The organism is Pseudomonas sp. (genome assembly GCF_030683065.1).
Classification (GTDB): Bacteria; Pseudomonadota; Gammaproteobacteria; order Pseudomonadales; family Pseudomonadaceae; genus Aquipseudomonas.
In genome coordinates this window covers 41,393-61,402 of record NZ_JAUXMX010000052.1, presented here as the reverse complement: position 1 = coordinate 61,402, position 20,010 = coordinate 41,393, and the positions used below count along the sequence as shown (strand labels likewise).

The following is a 20,010-nucleotide window of genomic DNA, read 5'->3' as shown; positions in this document are numbered from 1 at the left end:
ACCTTTGCCGTGATGAAGCCATTCGCGGGCATGGCCCGCTCCTACATAGGGCTGGTTACACTCAGCTTATTGTTAGGCGGCTGCGCCATCGGCCCGGATTATCAGCGCCCGCAGCTACAAACCCCGGCACAGTTCAAACAGATTGAAGGCTGGACCCAGGCCAAGCCCGGTGATGTGCTGGAACGCGGCAGCTGGTGGCAGTTGTATGGCGACAGCGAGTTGAATGCCCTGGTCGAGCGCCTGAATGTCTCCAACCAGAACCTGGCCGCCAGCGAGGCGCAGTATCGCCAGGCTCGCGCCTTGGTGCGTGGCGCGCGAGCGGCGTTCTACCCGAGCGTGTCGAGCAGCGCCGGGGCCAGCCGGGGCGGACAGGGTGCTGGGAGCCAGAGCGCGTCCAGCTCCACTAACTCGAACAGCAGCGGCGTCTCCAGCAGCTATGATCTGAGCCTGAACGCCGCCTGGGAACTGGATATATGGGGCAAACTGCGCCGCTCGCTGGAGTCCAGCCGTGCCGGTTTCGAGGCCAGCGCCGCCGATCTGGCCGCGCTCAAGCTCAGCCTGCAGGCCGAACTGGTGCAAACCTACCTGCAACTGCGCGTACTGGATGATCAGCAGCGCCTGCTCGATGCCACCGTGGCTGCATACGCCCGTTCGCTGCGCCTCACCGAAAACCAGTACAACGCTGGTATCGTGCCCAAGTCCGATGTCAGCCAGGCGCTGACTCAGCTGAGAAGCACCCAAGCCCAGGCCATCGACTTGAAGTGGCAGCGTGCTCAACTGGAACATGCGATTGCTGTGCTGATCGGTGTGCCGCCGAGCGAGTTGAGTCTAGCCGTGCGTGAGCAATTGCCGGCGCTGCCTGAGATTCCTGTGGCGCTGCCGTCGCAGTTGCTGGAACGCCGCCCGGATGTGGCTGCCGCCGAACGTCGGGTAATCGCCGCCAATGCCGAGATCGGCGTGGCCGAGGCTGCCTGGTTCCCGGACCTGACCCTTTCCGCCACTGGCGGCTACCGTGGCAGCAGCTTTGCCGACTGGGTCAGCTTGCCTAACCGCTTCTGGTCACTCGGCCCACAACTGGCGCTTAGTCTGTTCGATGGCGGCGCACGCCGCGCCGAATTGGAACGCAGCGAAGCAGCTTATGACCAGACCGTCGCGCAATACCGGCAGGCGGTGCTGGACAGCTTCCGCGAGGTAGAAGACTACCTGGTGCAGCTGCGGGTGCTGGAGCAGGAGGTGGTGTTTCAAGAGCAGGCACTGGACGCTGCCCGCGAGTCCCTGCGCCTGATCGAGAACCAGTACCGTGCTGGCGCCGTCGACTTCAACAGCGTGGTCAACGTGCAGGCCACCGCGCTGAGCAATGAGCGCAGCAACCTGGCCTTGCTCGGCAGCCGCCTGACCGCCAGTGTGCAGCTGATTGCCGCCCTGGGTGGCGGTTGGCAGCAGTAAGGTGCGCTGTGCGCGCCAGTCCAGGCTGAGGGGGGCTTGGTGCGCACGGCGCACCCTATGGGCTATGCCGGTAGCTAGTCGCGCTGGTTGCGGTTAACCGTTTGCGCCGCTTTGATAACGTCAGCGCCGATCGCCCCTTCGTACTGTTGCCACACCGGTTGCATGGCTTTGCGCCAGGCGTCGCGCTGCTCCTCGCTGAGGACGATCACCTGGGTGCCGCTGGCTGCTGCGATGCGCTCGCGGTCGGCCTGGTTGGCGGCTTCGGCCTGGCGATTGACCTCATAGGTCACCGTATCGATGATGCCTTCTAATTCGGTGCGAATAAGATGGGGGATGGTGTACCAGAAGCGTGAATTGCTCACCAGCATGTAGTCGAGCACACCATGATTGGTTTCGGTGATGTAGGGCTGCACGGTATGCAACTGCTTGCTGTGGATGTTCGACCAGGGATTTTCAGCGCCCTGTACCGTGCCGTCTTTCAGCGCGTCAAACACCTCGGCAAACGGCATCACAATCGGGGTGGCGCCCAGCTGCTTGAACTGTGCATCAAGCACGGTTGAAGGTTGAATGCGAAACTTCAAACCGTTTGCATCGGCAGGTGACTGCAAGGCTTTGGTTGCCGAGAGTTGCTTCATGCCGTTGTGCCAATAGGCCAGGCCGACAATGTTGTGATCTTCCATCGAGCGCAGCAGTTGACGGCCCTTGGCGCGTTTCTGAAAGCGGTTGACGGCGTCCAGATCATCAAACAGAAAGGGCAGGTCAAATACCTGCAGTTTGTTGGTGTAGTTCTCGAACTTGGCCAGTGACGGTGCCAGCAACTGCACCTCGTTTTTAATCAAAGCCTCCAGCTCATTGGCGTCGCCAAACAGCGTGGAGTTCGGATAGACCTCGACAATTACCTTGCCGCCCAAGCGCTCCTCCACCAGCTTTTTGAACAGTAGGGCGCCCTGGCCCTTGGGCGTATTGTCGGCGACCACATGGGCAAACTTGATCAGGATGGGGCCTTGGGCTGGCGCGCCATACGCGCAGGCAGAGGCTAATGCCAGGGCGCTAGCGGCCAGGGCGAAGATCGGCTTGAACATTTGATGTCCTTTGTTTTTATTGGTCGGTCTGCACGGCCAGGCAACTGCCCGCAAGAGTGCAGCCGTGGTTGGGTGGCGAAAGGCTGCAGTGACTGTATGGCAATGCCTGTGCCAGCGGGGCGTGCACAGTGCAGCCCTGCAAACGTCGAGCGAGGGATGTGATCCTGTTCGCATTGGGTGGCGGCTTTTCGCCATTGATGAAGTGCCGATAGGCGGATGTTCGCTGGTTTTCGCCAGGCTAGTGCGTCAGCAGCGATCACCTCGCGTAGGCATGTGTGGGCCGCCTGCCGGCTATGCGCCGGCATTGACCAATGACGCCGCCGCAACGGCAGGCAGCGGCTTAATATTTCATCAGCGCGGCGCTACTCGAAGCGGCACAGCAGCTAGCGCCAATAGTGCCTGCGGCAAGCCAGGGTTGAGCGTGCAGCTAGTCGGCGGATTTGCCAATCGCCCGCCAAGCTACATACAGCATGAAGGTAAACAGCAGCGTTACGCTCAACAGCGTCCAGTTGGTGAAGGGCACGCCGAGGATGGTGTAGTCGTTTTGCCCGCAAACGCCGGCGCTCATGAACACCTCAGGCAGGTACTCGTGCAGGGGCAGGTAGAAGGCATAAAAAGGGAAGGGCGAGCAGCTGGAGCTTTCTATGACGCCGGTCTCGATCAGCACCAGATGGGTATTGTCGAATACCGCCATAAACCCCGCCGCGAACAGTAACGGCCAGAGTATAAAGCTCAGCCAGCGCTGCCCGGCGCGCTCGGCAGCGATCAGCAGCAGGCTGAGCGTGCCGCCCAGCAACAGCCACAAGCGAATTTGCACGCAGAGGGTGCAAGGTTCCCAGGCGAACAGATGCTGCAAGAGCAACGCACCGCCGAGCATGGCAAAACAGGCAACACTAATGATCGAGAGCAGCGCGATAGTGGATGTGTGGCGGGTCATGTGAAATTCCGTGGGGAGCGGGTAATTGCCTGAAACAGCTGCCTAGTAGTGGCGCTATCAGGCGCGCTGATGCACTGCCGCAGTGCTGTGGCCAGGCTATGGTGCAGGCTGAAGCCATAAGGTGCAATCAAGCCGCTAGCGTAAAAGAAGTCGGCCTCGTTTGTTTCAAAAAAAACCCCACGGCAAGGAGCAACTGCCGTGGGGCGGGAATGGGTTGGCAAGGCCAACCGGGTAAAACCTCGACCTTAGGCGCTAGGCTGCCAGTCGCCGCCCTGAATGTTGCAGGAGGCACTGTTGCCCCCGTTGGTCGAGGACGGAGTCATCGAACTTGCGGCAAAGCGAGGGCGTTGGCAGCAAAGGTCTTCATCTATGCAGCTCCTGCAAGCGCGCCACCTTCTGCGCTTCGCGTTTCTCCACGAAAGCGCGGATCAGCACGTAGAACAGCGGGGTCAGCAGCAGGCCGAAGAAGGTAACGCCGAGCATCCCGGAAAATACCGCGACGCCCATGGCATGGCGCATTTCCGCGCCGGCACCGGAAGACAATACCAGCGGCACCACACCCATAATGAAGGCGAAGCTGGTCATCAGGATCGGCCGCAGACGCAGGCGGCAGGCTTCCAGTACTGCACTGACGCGGTCCATGCCTTCTTCCTGTTTCTCCTTGGCGAACTCGACGATCAGGATGGCGTTCTTGCAGGCCAATCCCACCAGTACGATCAAGCCGATCTGGGTAAAGATGTTGTTGTCGCCTCCCGCCAGGATTACCCCGGTGATGGCCGACAGCAGGGTCATCGGTACGATCAGGATCACCGCCAGCGGCAGGCTCCAGCTCTCGTACTGGGCGGCCAGCACCAGGAAGGCCAGCAGCACGCAGAGCGGGAAAACGAAGAGCGCGCTGTTACCGGCGAGGATCTGCTGGTAGGTCAGGTCGGTCCACTCGAAGCTCATGCCGTTAGGCAATTCATCCTTGAGCAGCTTGGCGATGGCCGCTTCGGCCTGGCCGGAGCTGTAGCCGGGGGCAGCGGCACCGTTGATTTCGGCGGTGAGAAAGCCGTTGTAGTGCATCACACGGTCGGTGCCGGAGCTGGCGCTGACCTTGAGGAAAGCCGACAGCGGGACCATTTCGCCCCGGTTGTTGCGCACCTTGAGCTGGCCGATCTGCTCCGGCTCCAGGCGGAACTGCTGCTCGGCCTGCACATTGACCTGATAGGTACGGCCAAAGCGGTTGAAGTCGTTGGCGTACAGCGAGCCCAGGTAGATCTGCAGGGTGTCGAAGATGTCGCTGATCGCCACGCCGTGGGTCTTGGCCTTTTCGCGGTCGATATCCGCATCGATCTGCGGCACGTTGACCTGATAGCTGGTGAACACCGACATCGGGTCCAGCTCTGGCAGCTGACGCGCCTTGGCGATGACGTTCTGGGTTTGTACGTACAGCTCGTCATAGCCGAGGTTGCCACGGTCCTGCACCTGCAGACGGAAGCCGCCGATGGTGCCCAACCCCTGCACCGGTGGTGGCGGGAAGATGGCGATATAGGCGTCCTGAATCTGGCTGAATTGCGCGTTCAACTCAGCGGCGATGGCGGTGGCGCTCATCGATGGATCACTGCGCTCGTCGAAAGGTTTGAGCGGGGTGAAGACGATGCCGCTGTTCGGGCTGTTGGTGAAGCCGTTGATCGACAGGCCGGGGAAGGCCACGGTGTTGGCCACGCCGGGGTGCTTGCCGGCGATTGCCGACATTTGTTTGATCACATCTTCGGTGCGATCCAGGGTTGCCGCGTCGGGCAGTTGGGCAAAAGCCACCAGGTATTGTTTATCCTGCGCGGGTACAAATCCCGTGGGCGTCGTGGCAAAACCCAGGTAGGTCAGGCCCATCAAGCCGGCGTAGACGAACAGGGCGATACCGCTGCCGCGCAGCACGCGTTTCACGGTGCCGACATAGCCATGGCTGGCGCGGTCGAACATCCGGTTAAACGGTGTGAACAACCAGCCGCCGAACAGCTGGTCGAGCAGTTTGGAGAAACGATCCTTCGGCGCGTCATGGCTTTTCAGCAGCACGGCGGCCAAGGCTGGGGACAGGGTCAGCGAGTTGATCGCCGAGATTACCGTGGAGATGGCAATGGTCAGGGCGAACTGCTGATAAAACTGCCCGCTAAGCCCGGAGATAAAGGCCGTGGGGATAAACACCGCACACAGCACCAGGGCCGTGGCGACGATGGGCCCGGTGACTTCCTTCATTGCCTGTTTGGTGGCTTCCAGCGGAGTTTTGCCCAGGCCGATATTGCGTTCGACGTTTTCCACAACGACGATTGCGTCGTCCACCACGATGCCGATCGCCAGCACCAGGCCAAACAACGACAGCGCGTTGAGCGAGAAGCCGAGCATATGCATCACGGCAAAGGTGCCGATTAGCGAAACCGGTACTGCTACCAGGGGAATGATTGATGCGCGCCAGGTCTGCAGGAACACAATCACCACCAGCACCACCAGTACGATGGCTTCGAGCAGGGTGTGCACCACCGCTTCGATCGAGCCGCGGACAAAGATGGTTGGATCGTAGACGATCTCAAAATCCACCCCTTGCGGGAAACTCTGCTTCAGCTCGGCCATGCGTTCACGCACTGCGTCGGAAATCTCGATGGCGTTTGAGCCGGGGCGCTGGAATACCGGAATAGCCACCGCCGGCTTGTTGTTCAGCAGCGAGCGCAGGGCGTACTGGCTGGAGCCCAGCTCGATCCGTGCGATGTCTTTCAGGCGAGTGATCTGGCCATTTTCACCGGCGCGGATGATGATGTTTTCAAACTCTTCATCAGTAACCAGGCGGCCCTGGGTGTTGATCGATAACTGGAAGCTGTTGCCCGCATCCGAGGGTGGTGCGCCCAAGGAACCAGCGGCGACCTGACGGTTCTGCTCGCGGATGGCCTCGACCACGTCGGTTGCAGTGAGGTTTCGCGAGGCCACCTTGTGCGGATCGAGCCACACGCGCAGCGAGTAGTTGCCGAGGCCGAACAGTTGCACATCGCCGATGCCGTCCAGGCGCGCCAGCTCATCCTTGATGTTGAGCGCGGCGTAGTTGGACAGATAGAGCATGTCGTAGCGGTCGTCCGGCGAGGTCAGGTGTACCACCATGGTCAGGTCGGGCGAAGCCTTGTCTACGGTCACGCCGAGGCGCTGCACTTCAGTGGGCAGCGTTGGCATGGTGCGGGTCACGCGGTTTTGCACCTGTACCTGGGCTTTGTCCAGATCGGTACCCAGGGCGAACGTCAGGGTCAGGGTCATCTTGCCGTCGGCAGTGCCCTGGGACGACATATAGAGCATGCCTTCCACGCCGGTAATCGCCTGTTCCAAGGGCGAGGCGACGGTTTCGCCGATCACCTTGGGGTTGGCCCCGGGGAAGGTGGCGCGGACCACCACGGTGGGCGGCACCACTTCCGGGTATTCGCTGATCGGCAACTGAAACAGCGAGATGGCACCGCCGATCAGGATCAGCAGTGACAACACGGCGGCGAAGATTGGCCGCTGGATAAAGAATTGCGAGAAATTCATTGGACGGTCCTCGGACGCTGGTGCGCACGGCGCACCCTACGGTCGGGTAGGGTGCGCTGCGCGCACCAAGGCGTTATCAGCTGCGCGGCGTGCCGCTTTTGGCGTTCTGTTCGGCCAGGCGTGGGGCGTCGTGATCCGCCACGGATTGGCGCAGGCGGGCCAGTTGGGCGAGGGTGGCTGCGTCGGCCATGGGTACGCTTTGCGGATCAACCGTGGAACCGGGGAAGGCACGCTGCAGACCGTTGACCACGATCTTCTCGCCCTTGGAGAGGCCCTGACGCACGATGCGCAGGCCTTCCAGCTTCGGCCCCAGCTCGACGGCGCGGTACTGCACGGCGTTGTCCTTATCGAGCACCAGGACGAACTTCTTGCCGAGATCCGTGCCGACCGCTTCATCCTTGATCAACGTAGCGGCGTACTGGCTGCTGCCGACCAGTTTTAGTCGTGCATAGAGGCCCGGAGTGAAGCGGCCCTCGGCGTCATCGAAGACCGCGCGGCCACGGATGGTGCCGGTCTGCGGGTTAACCTGGTTGTCGAGAAAGTCCAGCGTGCCCAGGTGCGGGTGCCCCTCTTCGCTGGACAGGCCCAGGTAGACCGGGCTGGCGTCACGGAGTTGCGCGCCGGACTGGCGCGCCAGTTCAACGTACTTGAGAAAGACTCGCTCGTCGGCATCGAAGTAGGCGAAGACCTTACCGGTGCTGACCAGGGTGGTGAGTAGGCTTTGCCCTGCGGTGACCAGGTTGCCGGCAGTGACTTCGGCACGGCTGACGCGGCCGTCAATGGGCGCGCTGATCCGAGTGAAGCTGAGGTTGAGGCGAGCATTGTCCAGCTCTGCCTGAATGCCGGCGACCACCGCCTGGGCTTCCTGAGCAGCGCTGGCGCGAGCGTCAGCCAGCTCTGCGGAAATCGCATTGCTCTTGCGCAGACGTTCACCGCGGCGCGCTTCACTGATTGTGCGGGCCTGGCTGGCACGAGCCTGTTGCAACTGGGCTTCTAGACGCTTGACCTCGGCCTGGAACGGCCGAGGGTCGAGCTGGAACAGCAGGTCACCTTTTTTTACCAGGCTGCCCTCATAAAAAGCGACGCGGTCGATAAAGCCAGACACCCTTGGCCGTACATCTACCGACTCCGGTGCCTCGAGGCGCCCGGTGAACTCGTCCCATTCATTGATCGGTTGCTCAATGACTTCAGCAACGCTGACTTGCGCCGCGGGCATTGACTGCATCGCATCCGAGGCCTCGCCGCAGGCGCTGAGCAGCAATACAGCTGCAAGGGCCACAGGCAACTGCCAGACAGGGTTGTTGGGCTGGTCCATCGATGATTCCGCCAGAGGGTGTTGTGGATCGGCGGAGTTTGCTGGGTGACTGGGCGGCGGACGAATCGAACGATGTGAAGATGACTATCACTGGTAATGATGAATGGGCCGCTTATATCGATAGCACGCGATAGCGATGACGCAGCGTCAGGAGGCGCTTGGTCAGCAGGCAACGATGATGCAGGCCTGCGCTCGGGCCGCATCGGCTCAGCTGAGGCTATCCGGGTCGCCGCAAAACATCTGGATCCGCGAGCGTAACCAGCGCTCGGCAGGGTCGTTGTCCTGGGCGCCGCGCCAGGCCATGGACATCTCGAAGCTGCGCGTCTCGAAGGGCAAGTCCTCGGCGCGCAAACCGCCAGCAGCGGCCAGGGCGGCAGCGGTGTAGTCCGGCACCACCGAGAGCAGGTCGGTACCGGCCAGCAGGGTTCCCAGGCCGTTGAACTGTGGCACTGCCAGCACCACTTTGCGACTACGGCCCATTTGCAGCAGTTGATCGTCGATAAAACCGTTGAGGTCGCCCGCAAAGGACACCAGCGCATGCGGCCGGGCGCAGTAATCATCGACGCTCAGGGCGCCCGGCACCGAGTCGGCGCGCAGCAGCTTGGCCTTGCTGCGGCGCAGGGTCTTGCGCTTGGCGTTGGCCGGCAATTCTTCGGTGTAGCTGACGCCTACCGAGATTTCGCCGGAGGCCAGCAGGTTGGGCATCAACAGGTAGTTGGCCCGGCGTACCACCAGCACCACTCCGGGCGCCTCGGCGCGCAGGCGCCGGAGCAGGGCAGGCAGCAGGGCGAACTCGACGTCATCCGAGAGGCCGACACGAAACACCGCGGTACTGGTCGCGGGATCGAAGTCAGCGGCGCGACTGACTGCCGTGGAGATCGAGTCAAGCGCCGGCGAGAGCAGGACGAAAATCTCCTGGGCACGGGCGGTCGGTTCCATGCTGCGGCCGGTGCGCACGAACAACGGGTCGTCAAACAGGCTGCGCAGGCGTGAAAGGGCGGCGCTGATTGCCGGCTGGCCGAGAAACAGTTTCTCCGCCGCGCGGGTCACGCTGCGCTCGTGCATCAATGTCTCGAAGACGATCAACAGATTGAGATCGAGGCGGCGCAAGTCGTTACGGTTCATCCGGTTACCATTCGAAGTGAAGCGGCCTTGATGCGATCAGGCGTGGCATGCAGCGGGTTCTGCCATTACTTTCCAGCAGTAATTCGTTGCCCGTCACGGCCTTCGCCGAGCAATAGTACGAGCTGCAGTGCCGAGAAGGAAAGCCGGCAATCACTGCCAGGCATGACAACTATCAATGGCTGCGGGTGGTGTTGCCGGACATCAGCGGATAGAGTCCACAGTCATTGAAGTGTCAATTCGTGATCAGAGTTTGAGGTAACGATGTCCCACATGATCCGTTTCCATAAATTCGGCGCCGCTGATGTTCTTCGCTATGAAGAGGTGCCCACTCCTACACCTGGTCCTGGCGAGGTACTGGTGCGCGTCCAGGCCGTAGGGCTGAGTTGGAATGATGTGCTGTGGCGGCAGAACCTGGCGGCCGAGCAGGCCAGTTTGCCTGCAGGCATGGGCTGCGAATTGGCCGGCACCATCGAAGCCCTTGGCGAGGGTATCGACGATCTTGATATCGGTACGCCGGTCGCCAGTTTTCCGGCTGGTACGGCCAATCGTTACCCGACCTGGGGCGATGTGGTGCTGATGCCGCGTTCAGCCCTGACCCGATACCCAGAGCTGTTGTCGCCACTGCAAGCCAGCGTGCACTACACCGCCTTGTTGTTCGCCTATTTCGCTCTGGTCGATCTGTCCAGGCTACAGCCTGGCCAGCATGTGCTGATCACCGAGGCCAGCCACTGCCTGGCGCCGCAGACCGTGCAACTGGCCAAGGCGCTGGGTGCCACGGTCATCGCCTCGACCAGCGACGCGGGTAACCGTGAGTTTCTGCGTGAGTTGGGCGCCGACAAGGTGGTGGTCACCGAAGAGCAGGATCTGGTTCTGGAAATCGAACGCTATACCGGTGGCAAAGGGGTCGAGGTGATCCTCGATCAGTGCGCCGGGCAGCAGATGAAGTTGCTCGGCGATGTTGCCGCGCCACGCGCCAAGCTGATCATGTGTGGCGTCAACGGTGGCAACGACACGGCATTTCCGGCGTGCGCTGCGTTCAAGAAGCACATGCAGCTTTTTCGCCACTGCGTGCTCGATTTCACCGGTCACCCTGAACTGGGTATTGAGCCCAACCGTGAGGCGGTGCAACGTGCCTTGCAGCACATTAACCAGTTGACCGCAGACCACTTGCTCACACCGGTCATCGATAAGGTGTTTGCCTTTGCTGACTTCATCGCAGCCCACCAGTACATGGAAACCTGCCCGAAACGTGGTCGAGTAGCGCTGGTTCTGCCCTGAGCGGTTGCAGGATAACCGCCAACGCATCACTGGTTCGGCCGGAGCGTAGCGAGACCTCGGCGGATCTGCGTTGCCCTCGTTGTGCGTGGTGAACTGGCTGCGGCGAGTGAAACCTGCGGATCAGAAAAACGACGGCTACGGCGTTGTGCCCGAAAGGTCAACCGCCTCTGGCTATAGCTGCTTGGCCCCGGATCGCGTTGCCATGCTGCACTGCTCCGGGGGCGTTTCTTCCCCGCGCACCTTCGAGTGCTGAGTCAGGCCTATAGGCTGCTGGGTACCCGGTAACGGTGCGAGGCCGTATGCCGAGATTGGGTGGCCGCGTGTCGGCTAATGACCCGCAGCAAAAGGTCAATCCCTATGCTCGATGCCACAGTTGGCAATCCCGAACAAGACGTCGAGTGTTTGCGCCACGCCTTGATCGCCCCAGGCAACAGGCTGCCATTAAGCGTGCGCAAGCATGTACCGGCCGAGGCCATGCGCCTGATCGAGCAGGGCATCGGTTGGCGTGCCCGGCAGTTGATGCCCTGGGTGTTGCTGGTGTTGTTCGGCGCCGGCCTCGGCATGCTCTGGCTGCGTTATCTGCCAGCACTGGGTGCGCCGCTGGCGTCGTCCTTCAACACCCTGCTGACCCTGAAGATCATGCTCGCCACCAGCGTGCTAGGGCATTTTTTCAGCGCCATGTGGCTGTTCAGGAGCAAGCGCATGAATGCGCACTACCTGCGCATCATCCACCTCAGCCTGTTTGCGCATATGGTCGGCATCGTGCTGCTGGCCAAGGGCATGTTCTACCTGAGTTGGTGATTCCTGGCGTGATCTGCAGCGTCATGCCCTGATGCTCGGCGCGGCAGTTCCTGTATGTCCGGCGATGTGGCGAAAGTTTGGTTCTAGAGATGTGCCTGGCGAGTCGAGGCTTGTTGACCGCGGTCAAGGCCTTGCTTAAAGCCAGCCCCTACAGTGCCCGGTAGTATTCCGCCCGCAAGGAGTCTCCATGCAACTGGTTTGTCCCGCAGGCAGCTTGCCTGCCCTCAAAGCCGCGGTTCGGCAGGGCGCCGACGCCGTCTATGTCGGTTTTCGCGATGACACCAATGCCCGGCATTTTTCAGGTTTGAATTTCGACGACAAGCAGTTGGAAAACGGCCTGCAGCTGATCCGTCAGCAGGGCCGTCAGCTTTATATCGCAGTCAATACCTATGCCCAGCCGGACGGCTGGGCACGTTGGCAGCGTGCGGTCGACCAGGCCGCGGCGCTGGGGGTGGATGCGCTGATCGCCGCCGATCCGGGAGTGCTGGCCTATGCCTGCCGCCGTCACCCCAGCCTCAACCTGCATCTATCGGTGCAGGGCTCGGCGACTAATGCCGCCGCGCTGACGCTCTATCAGCAGCGCTACGGTATCCGCCGCGCCGTGCTGCCCCGGGTGCTGTCGCTGGCCCAGGTGCGCCAGGTGGCGGAGAAGAGCCCGGTGCCGATCGAGGTGTTCGCCTTCGGTAGCCTGTGCATCATGGCCGAGGGGCGCTGCCATCTGTCCTCCTACCTTACCGGCGAATCGCCCAACCTGTGCGGCGTCTGTTCGCCGGCCAAGGCGGTGCGCTGGCAGGAAGATGCCGACGGGCTCAGCTCGCGTCTCAATGGTGTGCTGATCGATCGCTACGCCAAGGACGAACCGGCCGGCTACCCGACCCTGTGCAAGGGTCGCTTTCTGGTCAATGGCCAGCGCTTCCATGCCCTGGAGGAGCCGACCAGCCTGAATACCCTCGACCTGATCCCGCAGCTCGCCGCGATCGGTGTGAGCGCGGTGAAGATCGAGGGCCGTCAGCGCAGCCCGGCCTATGTCGAACAGGTCACCCGGGTCTGGCGCTCGGCGCTGGATGCCTACGCCCGTGCGCCACAGAATTTCACGGTGCAGCCGCAATGGCGCAGCGCCCTGGACAGCTTGTCCGAGGGCAGCCAGACCACGCTGGGCGCCTACCACCGTTCCTGGCAATGAGGAAATCATCATGAAGCTCAGTCTGGGCCCCGTCCTGTTCTACTGGAGCCGCGAAAAACTGCTGGATTTCTACGCCGATATGGCCGAACAGCCGCTCGATGTCATCTACCTCGGCGAGACGGTGTGCGCCAAACGTCGCGCCCTCGGCCTGGATGACTGGCTCGGCCTGGCGCGCGAGCTGGGCGAGTGCAGCCGCGCCGAGCTGGTGCTGTCGGGCATGGCGCTGGTCGAGGCGGCGTCCGAGCTGTCGAGCCTGAAACGCCTGTGCGACAACGGCGAACTGCTGGTGGAGGCCAACGACATGGGCGCGGTGCAGTTGCTGCGTGAGCGCAAGCTGCCCTTCGTCGCAGGTCCTGCCCTCAATCTGTACAACGGCCATGCCCTGGCCGAGCTGATCGACTGCGGCCTGCAACGCTGGGTGCCGCCGGTCGAATGCTCCGGCGCACTGATTCGCAATACCCTGGAGCAACTCGACAGCCTCGGCCTGGCGCGGCCCGAGGTGGAGCTGTTCGCCTATGGGCATTTGCCGCTGGCCTACTCGGCGCGCTGCTTTACCGCCCGCGCGGAAAACCGGCCCAAGGACGACTGCCAGATCTGCTGCGAGCGTTTCCCGGAAGGGATCGTCCTGCACAGCCAGGAAGGTGAGGCGTTGTTCACCCTCAACGGCATCCAGACCATGTCGGCCAAGGTCAACAACCTGCTTGCCGACTATGCGCAACTCGCTGCGGTCGGCGCCGATCTGCTACGCCTGAGTCCGCGCGCCGAGGGCATGGCCGGGGTGATTGCGGCCTTCGATACGGTGCGCTGCGGCGCGCTGCCGCCCCTGGCAGTGGAAGGCTGCAACGGGTATTGGCATGGTCGCCCCGGCATGCTGCGCGCCGACGAGGTGCTGCTATGAAGACCTTGGCCCGCCTGGCCATGCGTCTCGGCACACCACTCTTGCCGCTGGGTCGCCATGTGCCATTCCCGCTGCAGCGCCTGGTGCTGGAGAAAGTCATTGCCCGCCTGTTCGCTGAACCCCTGGCGGCAGGGGAATTCGACCTGCTGCAGGGCCGCTGGCTGCGTTTGGAAATCAGTGATTTGCAACTGGCCTGGTGCCTGACCCGCGATAAGAGCGGTCTGCGCATCGCGGCCGAGGCGCCGGTGGATGTCTGCATTCGCGGTAACTGGCGTGAGTTCCTGTTGCTGGCCAGTCGTCAGGAGGACCCGGATACCCTGTTTTTTCGCCGCCGCCTGATGATCGAGGGCGACACCGACCTGGGCCTGGGGATCAAGAACCTGCTCGACAGCCTCGATCCCGATGATTTGCCGCCGCAGTTGTGGCAGTTGATCTGCGCGCTGGGGCAGGCGGTAGAAGTCCCGGCCGCGCAGGGAAAGGCCGAAGCGACTGCGTAAGCGGGTTGATCGGGGAAGCGATGGGCAGACTACGTCGGCCCATCGCTTCGCGGTGTTTATGAGGGCCGGCAGAGCGGCATTCATCGCGATCCCGATCACGCGAACTCAGCTGGTATTCCATATGAGTCTATTTTAGATCAACAGCTTAAGTGGCTATTATGAAGCTTTTTCGAGCTTCTTTTCCTGAGCTATTACGTGCTGGCAAATTTCGATGATCTGCTCGCGCATCCAGCGGTTTGCCGGGTCCTGATCGGTGCTCTCGTGCCAGTAGAGATGAGTTTCCAGGGCCGGCACGTCGTTGACCGGCAGTGTCATGTAATGCAGGTCGTTACGCCGAGCGAAGCGTTCCGGCACGGTGATGGCCATGTCGGTGTTCTGCAACACGGTTGAAGCCATCAGGTAATGCTGTGAGCGCAGGGCGACCCGCCGTTTCAGCCCTATCTTGCCCAGTGACAGGTCGATATAGCCGAGGCCGCTGCGGCGGCTGGAAATATGGATATGGGTCAGCGACAGGTATTCGTCCAGGCTGATCTTGTCCTTGGCCAGGGGGTGGCCCTTGCGCATGGCGCAGACATAGTGGTCTTCCATCATCTTGACGTGACGCACCTGAGGGTCGGTATTGAGCGGTGCATCGACGGCAAAGTCGAGCCGCCCCGCAGCCAGTTCCTTGGTGGTTTCCCGGCGGCGGGCGAGCATGCTCTCGATGGTGACATTAGGCGCCAGTCGCCGTAGCCGCTGGAACAAGGAGGGCAACAGCACGGCCTCGGTCAAATCGGTCAGGCTGATACGGTAGGTCTTGTTGGCTTCTGCGGGGTTGAAGATGCGACTTTCCTGCACGGAAATACGCAATTGCTGCAACGCACTGCGTACCGGCGCGATGATGTTCTGCGCCATCGGCGTGGGCACCATGCCTTGGGCGGTGCGCACGAACAAGGGATCGTTGAAGGTCTCGCGCAGGCGGGCGAGAGCATTGGACACCGCCGGCTGAGTGATGCCGACGATCTGCCCGGCACGGGTCAGATTAGCTTCGGTATAGATGGCATCGAAGACGATAAATAGGTTGAGATCGACCTTGTTCAAATTCATTCCGCGTTCGCTCCGAAGGTTGTCGGTATCAGTGGATCATATATCGGTGATGAATGTTTATACACGCTGAGAATAGGTTAGGTAAATTTTAGCCCCTGTTCTAGCATCATTCGTAGATCGAACACCTCACTAAACCGTCCGCAGAAGGTAGCCCTCATGGATTTCGCTTACTCCCCCAAGGTTCAGGCGCTGCGCGAGCGCGTCACCGCGTTTATGGAGACCCATGTCTATCCGGCCGAGGCCGTTTTTGAACAGCAAGTCAATCAAGGTGACCGTTGGCAGCCCACCGCAATCATGGAAGAGCTGAAAGCCAAGGCCAAGGCTGAAGGCTTGTGGAACCTGTTCCTGCCAGATTCGGCGCTTGGCGCCGGCCTGACCAACACCGAATACGCGCCGCTGGCCGAGATCATGGGCAGTTCCTTGATCGGCCCAGAGCCGTTCAACTGCGCCGCGCCGGACACCGGCAATATGGAAGTGCTGGTGCGCTACGCCAACGAGGCGCAGAAGGAGCAATGGCTCAAGCCGCTGCTGGCCGGCGAGATCCGTTCGGCCTTCGCCATGACCGAGCCTGGGGTAGCCTCGTCCGACGCCACTAATATGGAAGCCCGCGCCGTACGCGAGGGTGACGAGTGGGTGATCAACGGTCGCAAGTGGTGGACTTCAGGGGCCTGCGATCCGCGTTGCAAGATCATGATTTTCATGGGCCTGACCAACCCTGACGCACCGCGCCACCAGCAGCATTCGATGATCCTGGTGCCGATGGACGCCCCTGGTGTGAAGATGGTGCGACCGCTGCCGGTATTTGGCTACGACGACGCGCCCCACGGGCATGCCGAAGTGCTGTTTGAGAATGTCCGCGTACCCTACGACAGCGTGCTGCTCGGTGAAGGCCGCGGCTTTGAGATCGCCCAGGGTCGCCTTGGCCCTGGCCGTATCCACCACTGCATGCGTTCCATCGGCATGGCCGAACGTGCACTCAAGTTGATGTGCGAGCGCTCGATAAGCCGTACCGCCTTCGGCAAGCCGCTGGCGCGTTTGGGTGGCAACATCGATCACATCGCTGATTCGCGCATGGAGATCAACATGGCGCGCCTGCTGACCCTTAATGCGGCCTATATGATGGACACCGTCGGCAACAAGATCGCTGCCAGTGAAATTGCCCAGATCAAGGTAGTGGCGCCAAACGTTGCGCTCAAGGTGATCGACCGCGCGATCCAGATGCATGGTGGTGCCGGGGTTTCCAACGACTTCCCGCTGGCCTACTGGTATGCCATGCAGCGCACCCTGCGCCTGGCCGACGGCCCGGATGAAGTGCATCGCATGGCCATCGGCAAGTTCGAGATCGGCAAGTACATGGCGAAGTGATGCCGTGACAGCCCGCCGCTAACGCGGGGGCAGGGTGGCCAGTAATGCCAGCTTGCCGATCCACATGACAAGGCCCGCACTTATGCGGGCCTTGTGCTTACCGGGCTTAGCGATTCTCTGCTGGGCGATTGCGGGTTGTCAGCAGCGACAAGATCAGCACCAGCCCGCGACGTTGCTTTCACGCACTGCTGGAGTGCGGTCAATACACCCAGACCTCGCCCCGGCGATTCTTGATCCGTCCGTCATCGGCATTGTTGGCGGCTACCGGCAGCTCGTCGCCGAGCCCGGTTACCTGGCGCAAAATCACGCCTTGCCGTGCCAGTTCGCGGCGTACTGCCATGGCCCGTAGCTTGGACAGCAGCTCGGCTCTTGCAGGATCGGCCTTGGCGTCGCCAAAACCGACCAACACCACTTTTCGCTGCAGTTTGTCCTGTGCTGTCAGGTAGGCGAGCAGTCGTTCCAGGTCACGATGAGCCTTGTTATCCAGCACGGCGCTGCCTTGCTGGAAGCGGAAGTTCACAGAAAGCCGTTGCGCCTCACGGGCCAGGGTTTGGTAGGCCTGCGGCATGAGGGGGTCAGCGGCAATATCAATTGCCTGCACGGTCTGTGCGATGAAACCGCTTTGCGCGACGATAGCCTGACCGCGCGGGCCATGAGCAAAACTGGCCAGTGCTTTAGCCCAGGGGTTGCTCAAGTCCGGCTGGCTGTAGAGAAACAGCCGCCGTGAAAGAGGGTAGTCCTCGGTCGCGATCAAGCTTCTGCTAGGCAGCATCGCCTGCGACTCACCCGCCGCGATGGCCAGCGCTTTAGCCTGGCGAATATACGGCAGACCGATAAAGCCGATCCCCTGGGGATCTTGGCTAACCGCATCTGACAATGCCTGGCTGGACTCAAAGCGCCGTGCACTGACCGCCAGGTTTGTCCCGTTGGCACTCAGCACCAGCTCCTTGAAAGTGTCGTAGGTGCCCGAGTTGTCATCGCGAGCGTAGAGCGTGATTGGTCCGTTTTTGCCGCCCAGCTGTGACCAGTTCGATAATTCACCCGAGAATATCTGCGCCAGCTGATCAATGCGCAAAGCGCTGAGTGGGTTGCTTGGGTGCAGGATGATCGCCAAACCATCAATGGCGATGACGTGCTCGGCATCACGGCTTTGCAGGTCGCCCAGGGTCGCCAGGGCGCTGACTTCACTGTCTTTAATCGGTCTTGACGAGGCCGCCAGGTCGGCGCTGCCTTCCTGCAATGCCGTGAAGCCGGTGCTGGATCCGTGGGCGGCGACTTCAATGGTCACGCTGCGACCGTTGGCATTGGTGCCGATGATCTTCTGCTCATTCTCGGCGGCGCCTGCCTCGATGCGGATTGCGCTCAGGCCTTGCTCTTCGAGCAATCCTCTGGCCAGCGCAGGGCCGAGGGTTGCACCGATGGTGTTGGAACCCTGGATACGCAGAACGCTGCTGGTGTCGGCAGGGATCGGAAGCGCAGCGAATACTGACCAGGGCAGGGCATAGCAGATGAAACCGAGCAAAAGGCCTGCGCAGGTACTGCTCCAGGCTGTCTCATCACAAGCAGGCAAGTCGTGCGACATGCAGTAGCTACCTTATAAAGGCAATTGAAGGTGCCGCGACAATAAGACCAACAGATGACTGGAAGATGACAGTGGAACGTTGGCCTGGCGGTGATCCGTTCAACGCGCAGCGACAACCCGCCGGCTTTATGTACCGCGCCGGCAAACCAGTGGTGCGCTGTCAGCAGTGAGCGATACACCCGGATTACTCGAGGTAATGGGTCGCAGTGTTTGACGGCAGCCGCAGCAGACGAGAGCTATTTCAGCGCCTCTCAGTTCAGTTCAGCTCAGTTCCAGCCAGATCGGTGCATGGTCCGAGGGCTTTTCCATGCCGCGCAGCTCGTAGTCGATGCCTGCATCCTTGAAACGTGATTGCAGGACCCGCGAGGCCAGGATCACATCGATGCGCAGGCCGCGCTTAGGGTCGTCCTCGAAGCCGCGGCTGCGGTAGTCGAACCAGCTGAAACGATCGTTCACTGCGGGGTTCAGGTGGCGGAAACTATCGACCAGGCCCCAGTCTTTCAAGTTGGCCAGCCACTCGCGCTCTTCCGGCAGAAAGCTGCACTTGCCGGTCCTGAGCCAGCGTTTGCGGTTCTCGTCACCAATACCGATGTCGCAGTCTTCCGGTGAAATATTGATATCACCCATCACCACCAGCGCTTGTTCCGGCTGGAACTGATCAAGCAATAACTGTTGCAGGTTGGCGTAGAAGCGTTGCTTGGCGGGGAACTTGATCGGGTGGTCACGGCTTTCGCCTTGCGGAAAATAACCGTTCATTACCGTCACCGGGTTGCCCAGGGCGTCGGCGAAGGTGCCATAGATAAAGCGCCGCTGGCTCTCTTCATCATCCCCAGGGAAACCCTTGTGCAGCGCCAACGGTTCCTGGCGCGACAGCAGGGCGACGCCATAGTGGCCTTTCTGGCCGTGGTAGTGCACGTGGTAGCCAAGGTTGCGAATATCCGCTTCGGGGAATTGCTCGTCGGCGACTTTGGTTTCCTGCAAGCCGATCACGTCCGGTTGGTGTTTCTCGATCAAGGCCGCCAATTGATGTGGGCGCGCACGCAGGCCGTTGATATTGAAGGAGACGATCTTCATGAGCGGCAAGTCCTGGGGTCGTTGTAACGAAGCTGCGATGCTAGCCGATCAGGCAACCGCACGGCCAGTTCTGGCTGTCGCTGGATTGCGGTGCTAGGGTGGCTAGCAGGCCAAGTAGATCAACAAAAGCCAGAGGTCGCACCCTATGCCGAACAGTCTCGCTGAAGTCCGTATGCTTGATAGCGGTTATACCCGTGAAGCACGCTCGCTGCTGTATCACGCCTATCGCCATGAACCGACCTTTTCCTACCTGTTTGAAGCCGAGCGCCCCGGTTATGACCAGCGCGTTCGTGCCACTGTCCGTGAGTTGGTGCAGCAGCATTTCAGTGAGGATCTGCCGGCGATTGGCCTGTTGATCGATGATCGCCTGATTGGCATGGCGCTGATCGCACCCCCGCAGCGCCGTCTGGATATCACCGAGAGCTGGAATTGGCGCATGCGTATGCTGCTAACTACAGGCTTTCGCTGTACCAAGCGTTACTTGCAATACCACGATGCCATCCTCGCTTGCCTGCCGCCTGGGCCTTACCACGTGCTGCCATTGATTGGCATTCATCCTGAGTTCCAGGGTCAGCGCCTCGGCGAGCAGTTGCTTGAAGCCCTGCACAACTGGTGTGCCGAGGATGCAGGTTCGCTTGGCGTGGTTCTGGACACCGGCAACCCGCATTACCTGAACTTCTACAAGCGCCATGGTTACGAGGAGATTGGTGAGGTGGCGGTTGGCCCGATCATCGAGCATGTGTTTTTTCATCCCAATCCGCAGCACGCCGTTAAAGCCAGCGCTTGACGGCATGCAGG

At 61.3% G+C, this 20,010-nt stretch carries 16 protein-coding genes; 8 read left to right on the top strand and 8 right to left on the bottom strand.

Features of this window, described 5'->3' with window-relative positions; translation table 11 throughout:
- The first annotated feature begins 30 nt into the window (after positions 1-30).
- The gene (locus tag Q8K09_RS17335) at positions 31-1,446 is read left to right on the top strand and encodes an efflux transporter outer membrane subunit (protein WP_370869560.1); all 1,416 of its coding nucleotides are present in this window, start codon (positions 31-33) and stop codon (positions 1,444-1,446) included.
- A 74-nt stretch (positions 1,447-1,520) separates the two neighbouring features.
- On the opposite strand, the gene Q8K09_RS17330 is transcribed toward Q8K09_RS17335, so the two are convergent.
- The 5 genes from Q8K09_RS17330 to Q8K09_RS17310 form a co-directional block, all read right to left on the bottom strand.
- Positions 1,521-2,528 (bottom strand): TRAP transporter substrate-binding protein, encoded by a 1,008-nt coding sequence (locus Q8K09_RS17330; RefSeq protein WP_305256234.1) that lies wholly within the window; start codon positions 2,526-2,528, stop codon positions 1,521-1,523.
- Between the two features lie 427 nt (positions 2,529-2,955).
- A complete protein-coding gene (locus tag Q8K09_RS17325) occupies positions 2,956-3,465 on the bottom strand; it encodes a disulfide bond formation protein B (protein ID WP_305256233.1) in 510 nt (169 codons plus the stop codon).
- A 363-nt stretch (positions 3,466-3,828) separates the two neighbouring features.
- Positions 3,829-7,008, bottom strand: coding sequence for an efflux RND transporter permease subunit (locus Q8K09_RS17320; protein WP_305256232.1), 3,180 nt, complete (start codon positions 7,006-7,008; stop codon positions 3,829-3,831).
- A gap of 76 nt (positions 7,009-7,084) precedes the next feature.
- Positions 7,085-8,323: a multidrug efflux RND transporter periplasmic adaptor subunit MexE gene (mexE, locus tag Q8K09_RS17315; protein ID WP_305256231.1), complete on the bottom strand. Its 1,239-nt coding sequence runs from the start codon at positions 8,321-8,323 to the stop codon at positions 7,085-7,087.
- A gap of 207 nt (positions 8,324-8,530) precedes the next feature.
- Complete coding sequence (locus Q8K09_RS17310) at positions 8,531-9,448, bottom strand: LysR substrate-binding domain-containing protein (protein WP_305256230.1); 918 nt, start codon at positions 9,446-9,448, stop codon at positions 8,531-8,533.
- A gap of 261 nt (positions 9,449-9,709) precedes the next feature.
- On the opposite strand from Q8K09_RS17310, the gene Q8K09_RS17305 reads away from it, so the two are divergent.
- The 5 genes from Q8K09_RS17305 (at position 9,710) to Q8K09_RS17285 (ending at position 14,105) form a co-directional block, all read left to right on the top strand.
- Positions 9,710-10,726, top strand: coding sequence for a zinc-dependent alcohol dehydrogenase family protein (locus Q8K09_RS17305; protein ID WP_305256229.1), 1,017 nt, complete (start codon positions 9,710-9,712; stop codon positions 10,724-10,726).
- Positions 10,727-11,083: 357 nt separating this feature from the next.
- Positions 11,084-11,527: a CopD family copper resistance protein gene (locus tag Q8K09_RS17300; protein ID WP_305256228.1), complete on the top strand. Its 444-nt coding sequence runs from the start codon at positions 11,084-11,086 to the stop codon at positions 11,525-11,527.
- Positions 11,528-11,714: 187 nt separating this feature from the next.
- Positions 11,715-12,710, top strand: a complete 996-nt coding sequence (locus Q8K09_RS17295; RefSeq protein WP_305256227.1) for a peptidase U32 family protein — start codon at positions 11,715-11,717, stop codon at positions 12,708-12,710.
- A 10-nt stretch (positions 12,711-12,720) separates the two neighbouring features.
- Positions 12,721-13,608 (top strand): U32 family peptidase, encoded by an 888-nt coding sequence (locus Q8K09_RS17290; RefSeq protein WP_305256226.1) that lies wholly within the window; start codon positions 12,721-12,723, stop codon positions 13,606-13,608.
- Complete coding sequence (locus Q8K09_RS17285) at positions 13,605-14,105, top strand: SCP2 domain-containing protein (protein WP_305256225.1); 501 nt, start codon at positions 13,605-13,607, stop codon at positions 14,103-14,105. The genes Q8K09_RS17290 and Q8K09_RS17285 overlap by 4 nt, the downstream gene beginning before the upstream one ends.
- Positions 14,106-14,261: 156 nt before the next feature.
- On the opposite strand, the gene Q8K09_RS17280 is transcribed toward Q8K09_RS17285, so the two are convergent.
- Complete coding sequence (locus tag Q8K09_RS17280) at positions 14,262-15,191, bottom strand: LysR family transcriptional regulator (protein WP_305256224.1); 930 nt, start codon at positions 15,189-15,191, stop codon at positions 14,262-14,264.
- Positions 15,192-15,347: 156 nt separating this feature from the next.
- On the opposite strand from Q8K09_RS17280, the gene Q8K09_RS17275 reads away from it, so the two are divergent.
- On the top strand, positions 15,348-16,556 hold the full coding sequence (locus tag Q8K09_RS17275; protein WP_305256223.1) for an acyl-CoA dehydrogenase: 1,209 nt from the start codon (positions 15,348-15,350) through the stop codon (positions 16,554-16,556).
- Between the two features lie 199 nt (positions 16,557-16,755).
- Here the strand turns inward: Q8K09_RS17275 and Q8K09_RS17270 are convergent, their stop codons facing one another.
- The gene (locus tag Q8K09_RS17270) at positions 16,756-18,138 is read right to left on the bottom strand and encodes a substrate-binding domain-containing protein (RefSeq protein ID WP_305256222.1); all 1,383 of its coding nucleotides are present in this window, start codon (positions 18,136-18,138) and stop codon (positions 16,756-16,758) included.
- Between the two features lie 261 nt (positions 18,139-18,399).
- On the bottom strand, positions 18,400-19,212 hold the full coding sequence (xthA, locus tag Q8K09_RS17265; RefSeq protein ID WP_305256221.1) for an exodeoxyribonuclease III: 813 nt from the start codon (positions 19,210-19,212) through the stop codon (positions 18,400-18,402).
- 145 nt (positions 19,213-19,357) lie between these two features.
- Here xthA and Q8K09_RS17260 point away from each other — a divergent pair, with 145 nt between their 5' ends.
- Positions 19,358-19,999 carry an N-acetyltransferase gene (locus Q8K09_RS17260; RefSeq protein ID WP_305256220.1) on the top strand — a complete coding sequence of 214 codons (642 nt, stop codon included), beginning with the start codon at positions 19,358-19,360 and terminating at the stop codon, positions 19,997-19,999.
- Positions 20,000-20,010: the final 11 nt, after the last annotated feature.

Bases quoted from the DNA above. Each gene is read 5' to 3' on its own strand.
- Q8K09_RS17335 (WP_370869560.1), top strand. From the start codon at position 31: ATGGCCCGCTCCTACATAGGGCTGGTTACACTCAGCTTATTGTTAGGC.
- Q8K09_RS17330 (WP_305256234.1), bottom strand. From the start codon at position 2,528: ATGTTCAAGCCGATCTTCGCCCTGGCCGCTAGCGCCCTGGCATTAGCC.
- Q8K09_RS17325 (WP_305256233.1), bottom strand. From the start codon at position 3,465: ATGACCCGCCACACATCCACTATCGCGCTGCTCTCGATCATTAGTGTT.
- Q8K09_RS17320 (WP_305256232.1), bottom strand. From the start codon at position 7,008: ATGAATTTCTCGCAATTCTTTATCCAGCGGCCAATCTTCGCCGCCGTG.
- mexE (WP_305256231.1), bottom strand. From the start codon at position 8,323: ATGGACCAGCCCAACAACCCTGTCTGGCAGTTGCCTGTGGCCCTTGCA.
- Q8K09_RS17310 (WP_305256230.1), bottom strand. From the start codon at position 9,448: ATGAACCGTAACGACTTGCGCCGCCTCGATCTCAATCTGTTGATCGTC.
- Q8K09_RS17305 (WP_305256229.1), top strand. From the start codon at position 9,710: ATGTCCCACATGATCCGTTTCCATAAATTCGGCGCCGCTGATGTTCTT.
- Q8K09_RS17300 (WP_305256228.1), top strand. From the start codon at position 11,084: ATGCTCGATGCCACAGTTGGCAATCCCGAACAAGACGTCGAGTGTTTG.
- Q8K09_RS17295 (WP_305256227.1), top strand. From the start codon at position 11,715: ATGCAACTGGTTTGTCCCGCAGGCAGCTTGCCTGCCCTCAAAGCCGCG.
- Q8K09_RS17290 (WP_305256226.1), top strand. From the start codon at position 12,721: ATGAAGCTCAGTCTGGGCCCCGTCCTGTTCTACTGGAGCCGCGAAAAA.
- Q8K09_RS17285 (WP_305256225.1), top strand. From the start codon at position 13,605: ATGAAGACCTTGGCCCGCCTGGCCATGCGTCTCGGCACACCACTCTTG.
- Q8K09_RS17280 (WP_305256224.1), bottom strand. From the start codon at position 15,191: ATGAATTTGAACAAGGTCGATCTCAACCTATTTATCGTCTTCGATGCC.
- Q8K09_RS17275 (WP_305256223.1), top strand. From the start codon at position 15,348: ATGGATTTCGCTTACTCCCCCAAGGTTCAGGCGCTGCGCGAGCGCGTC.
- Q8K09_RS17270 (WP_305256222.1), bottom strand. From the start codon at position 18,138: ATGTCGCACGACTTGCCTGCTTGTGATGAGACAGCCTGGAGCAGTACC.
- xthA (WP_305256221.1), bottom strand. From the start codon at position 19,212: ATGAAGATCGTCTCCTTCAATATCAACGGCCTGCGTGCGCGCCCACAT.
- Q8K09_RS17260 (WP_305256220.1), top strand. From the start codon at position 19,358: ATGCCGAACAGTCTCGCTGAAGTCCGTATGCTTGATAGCGGTTATACC.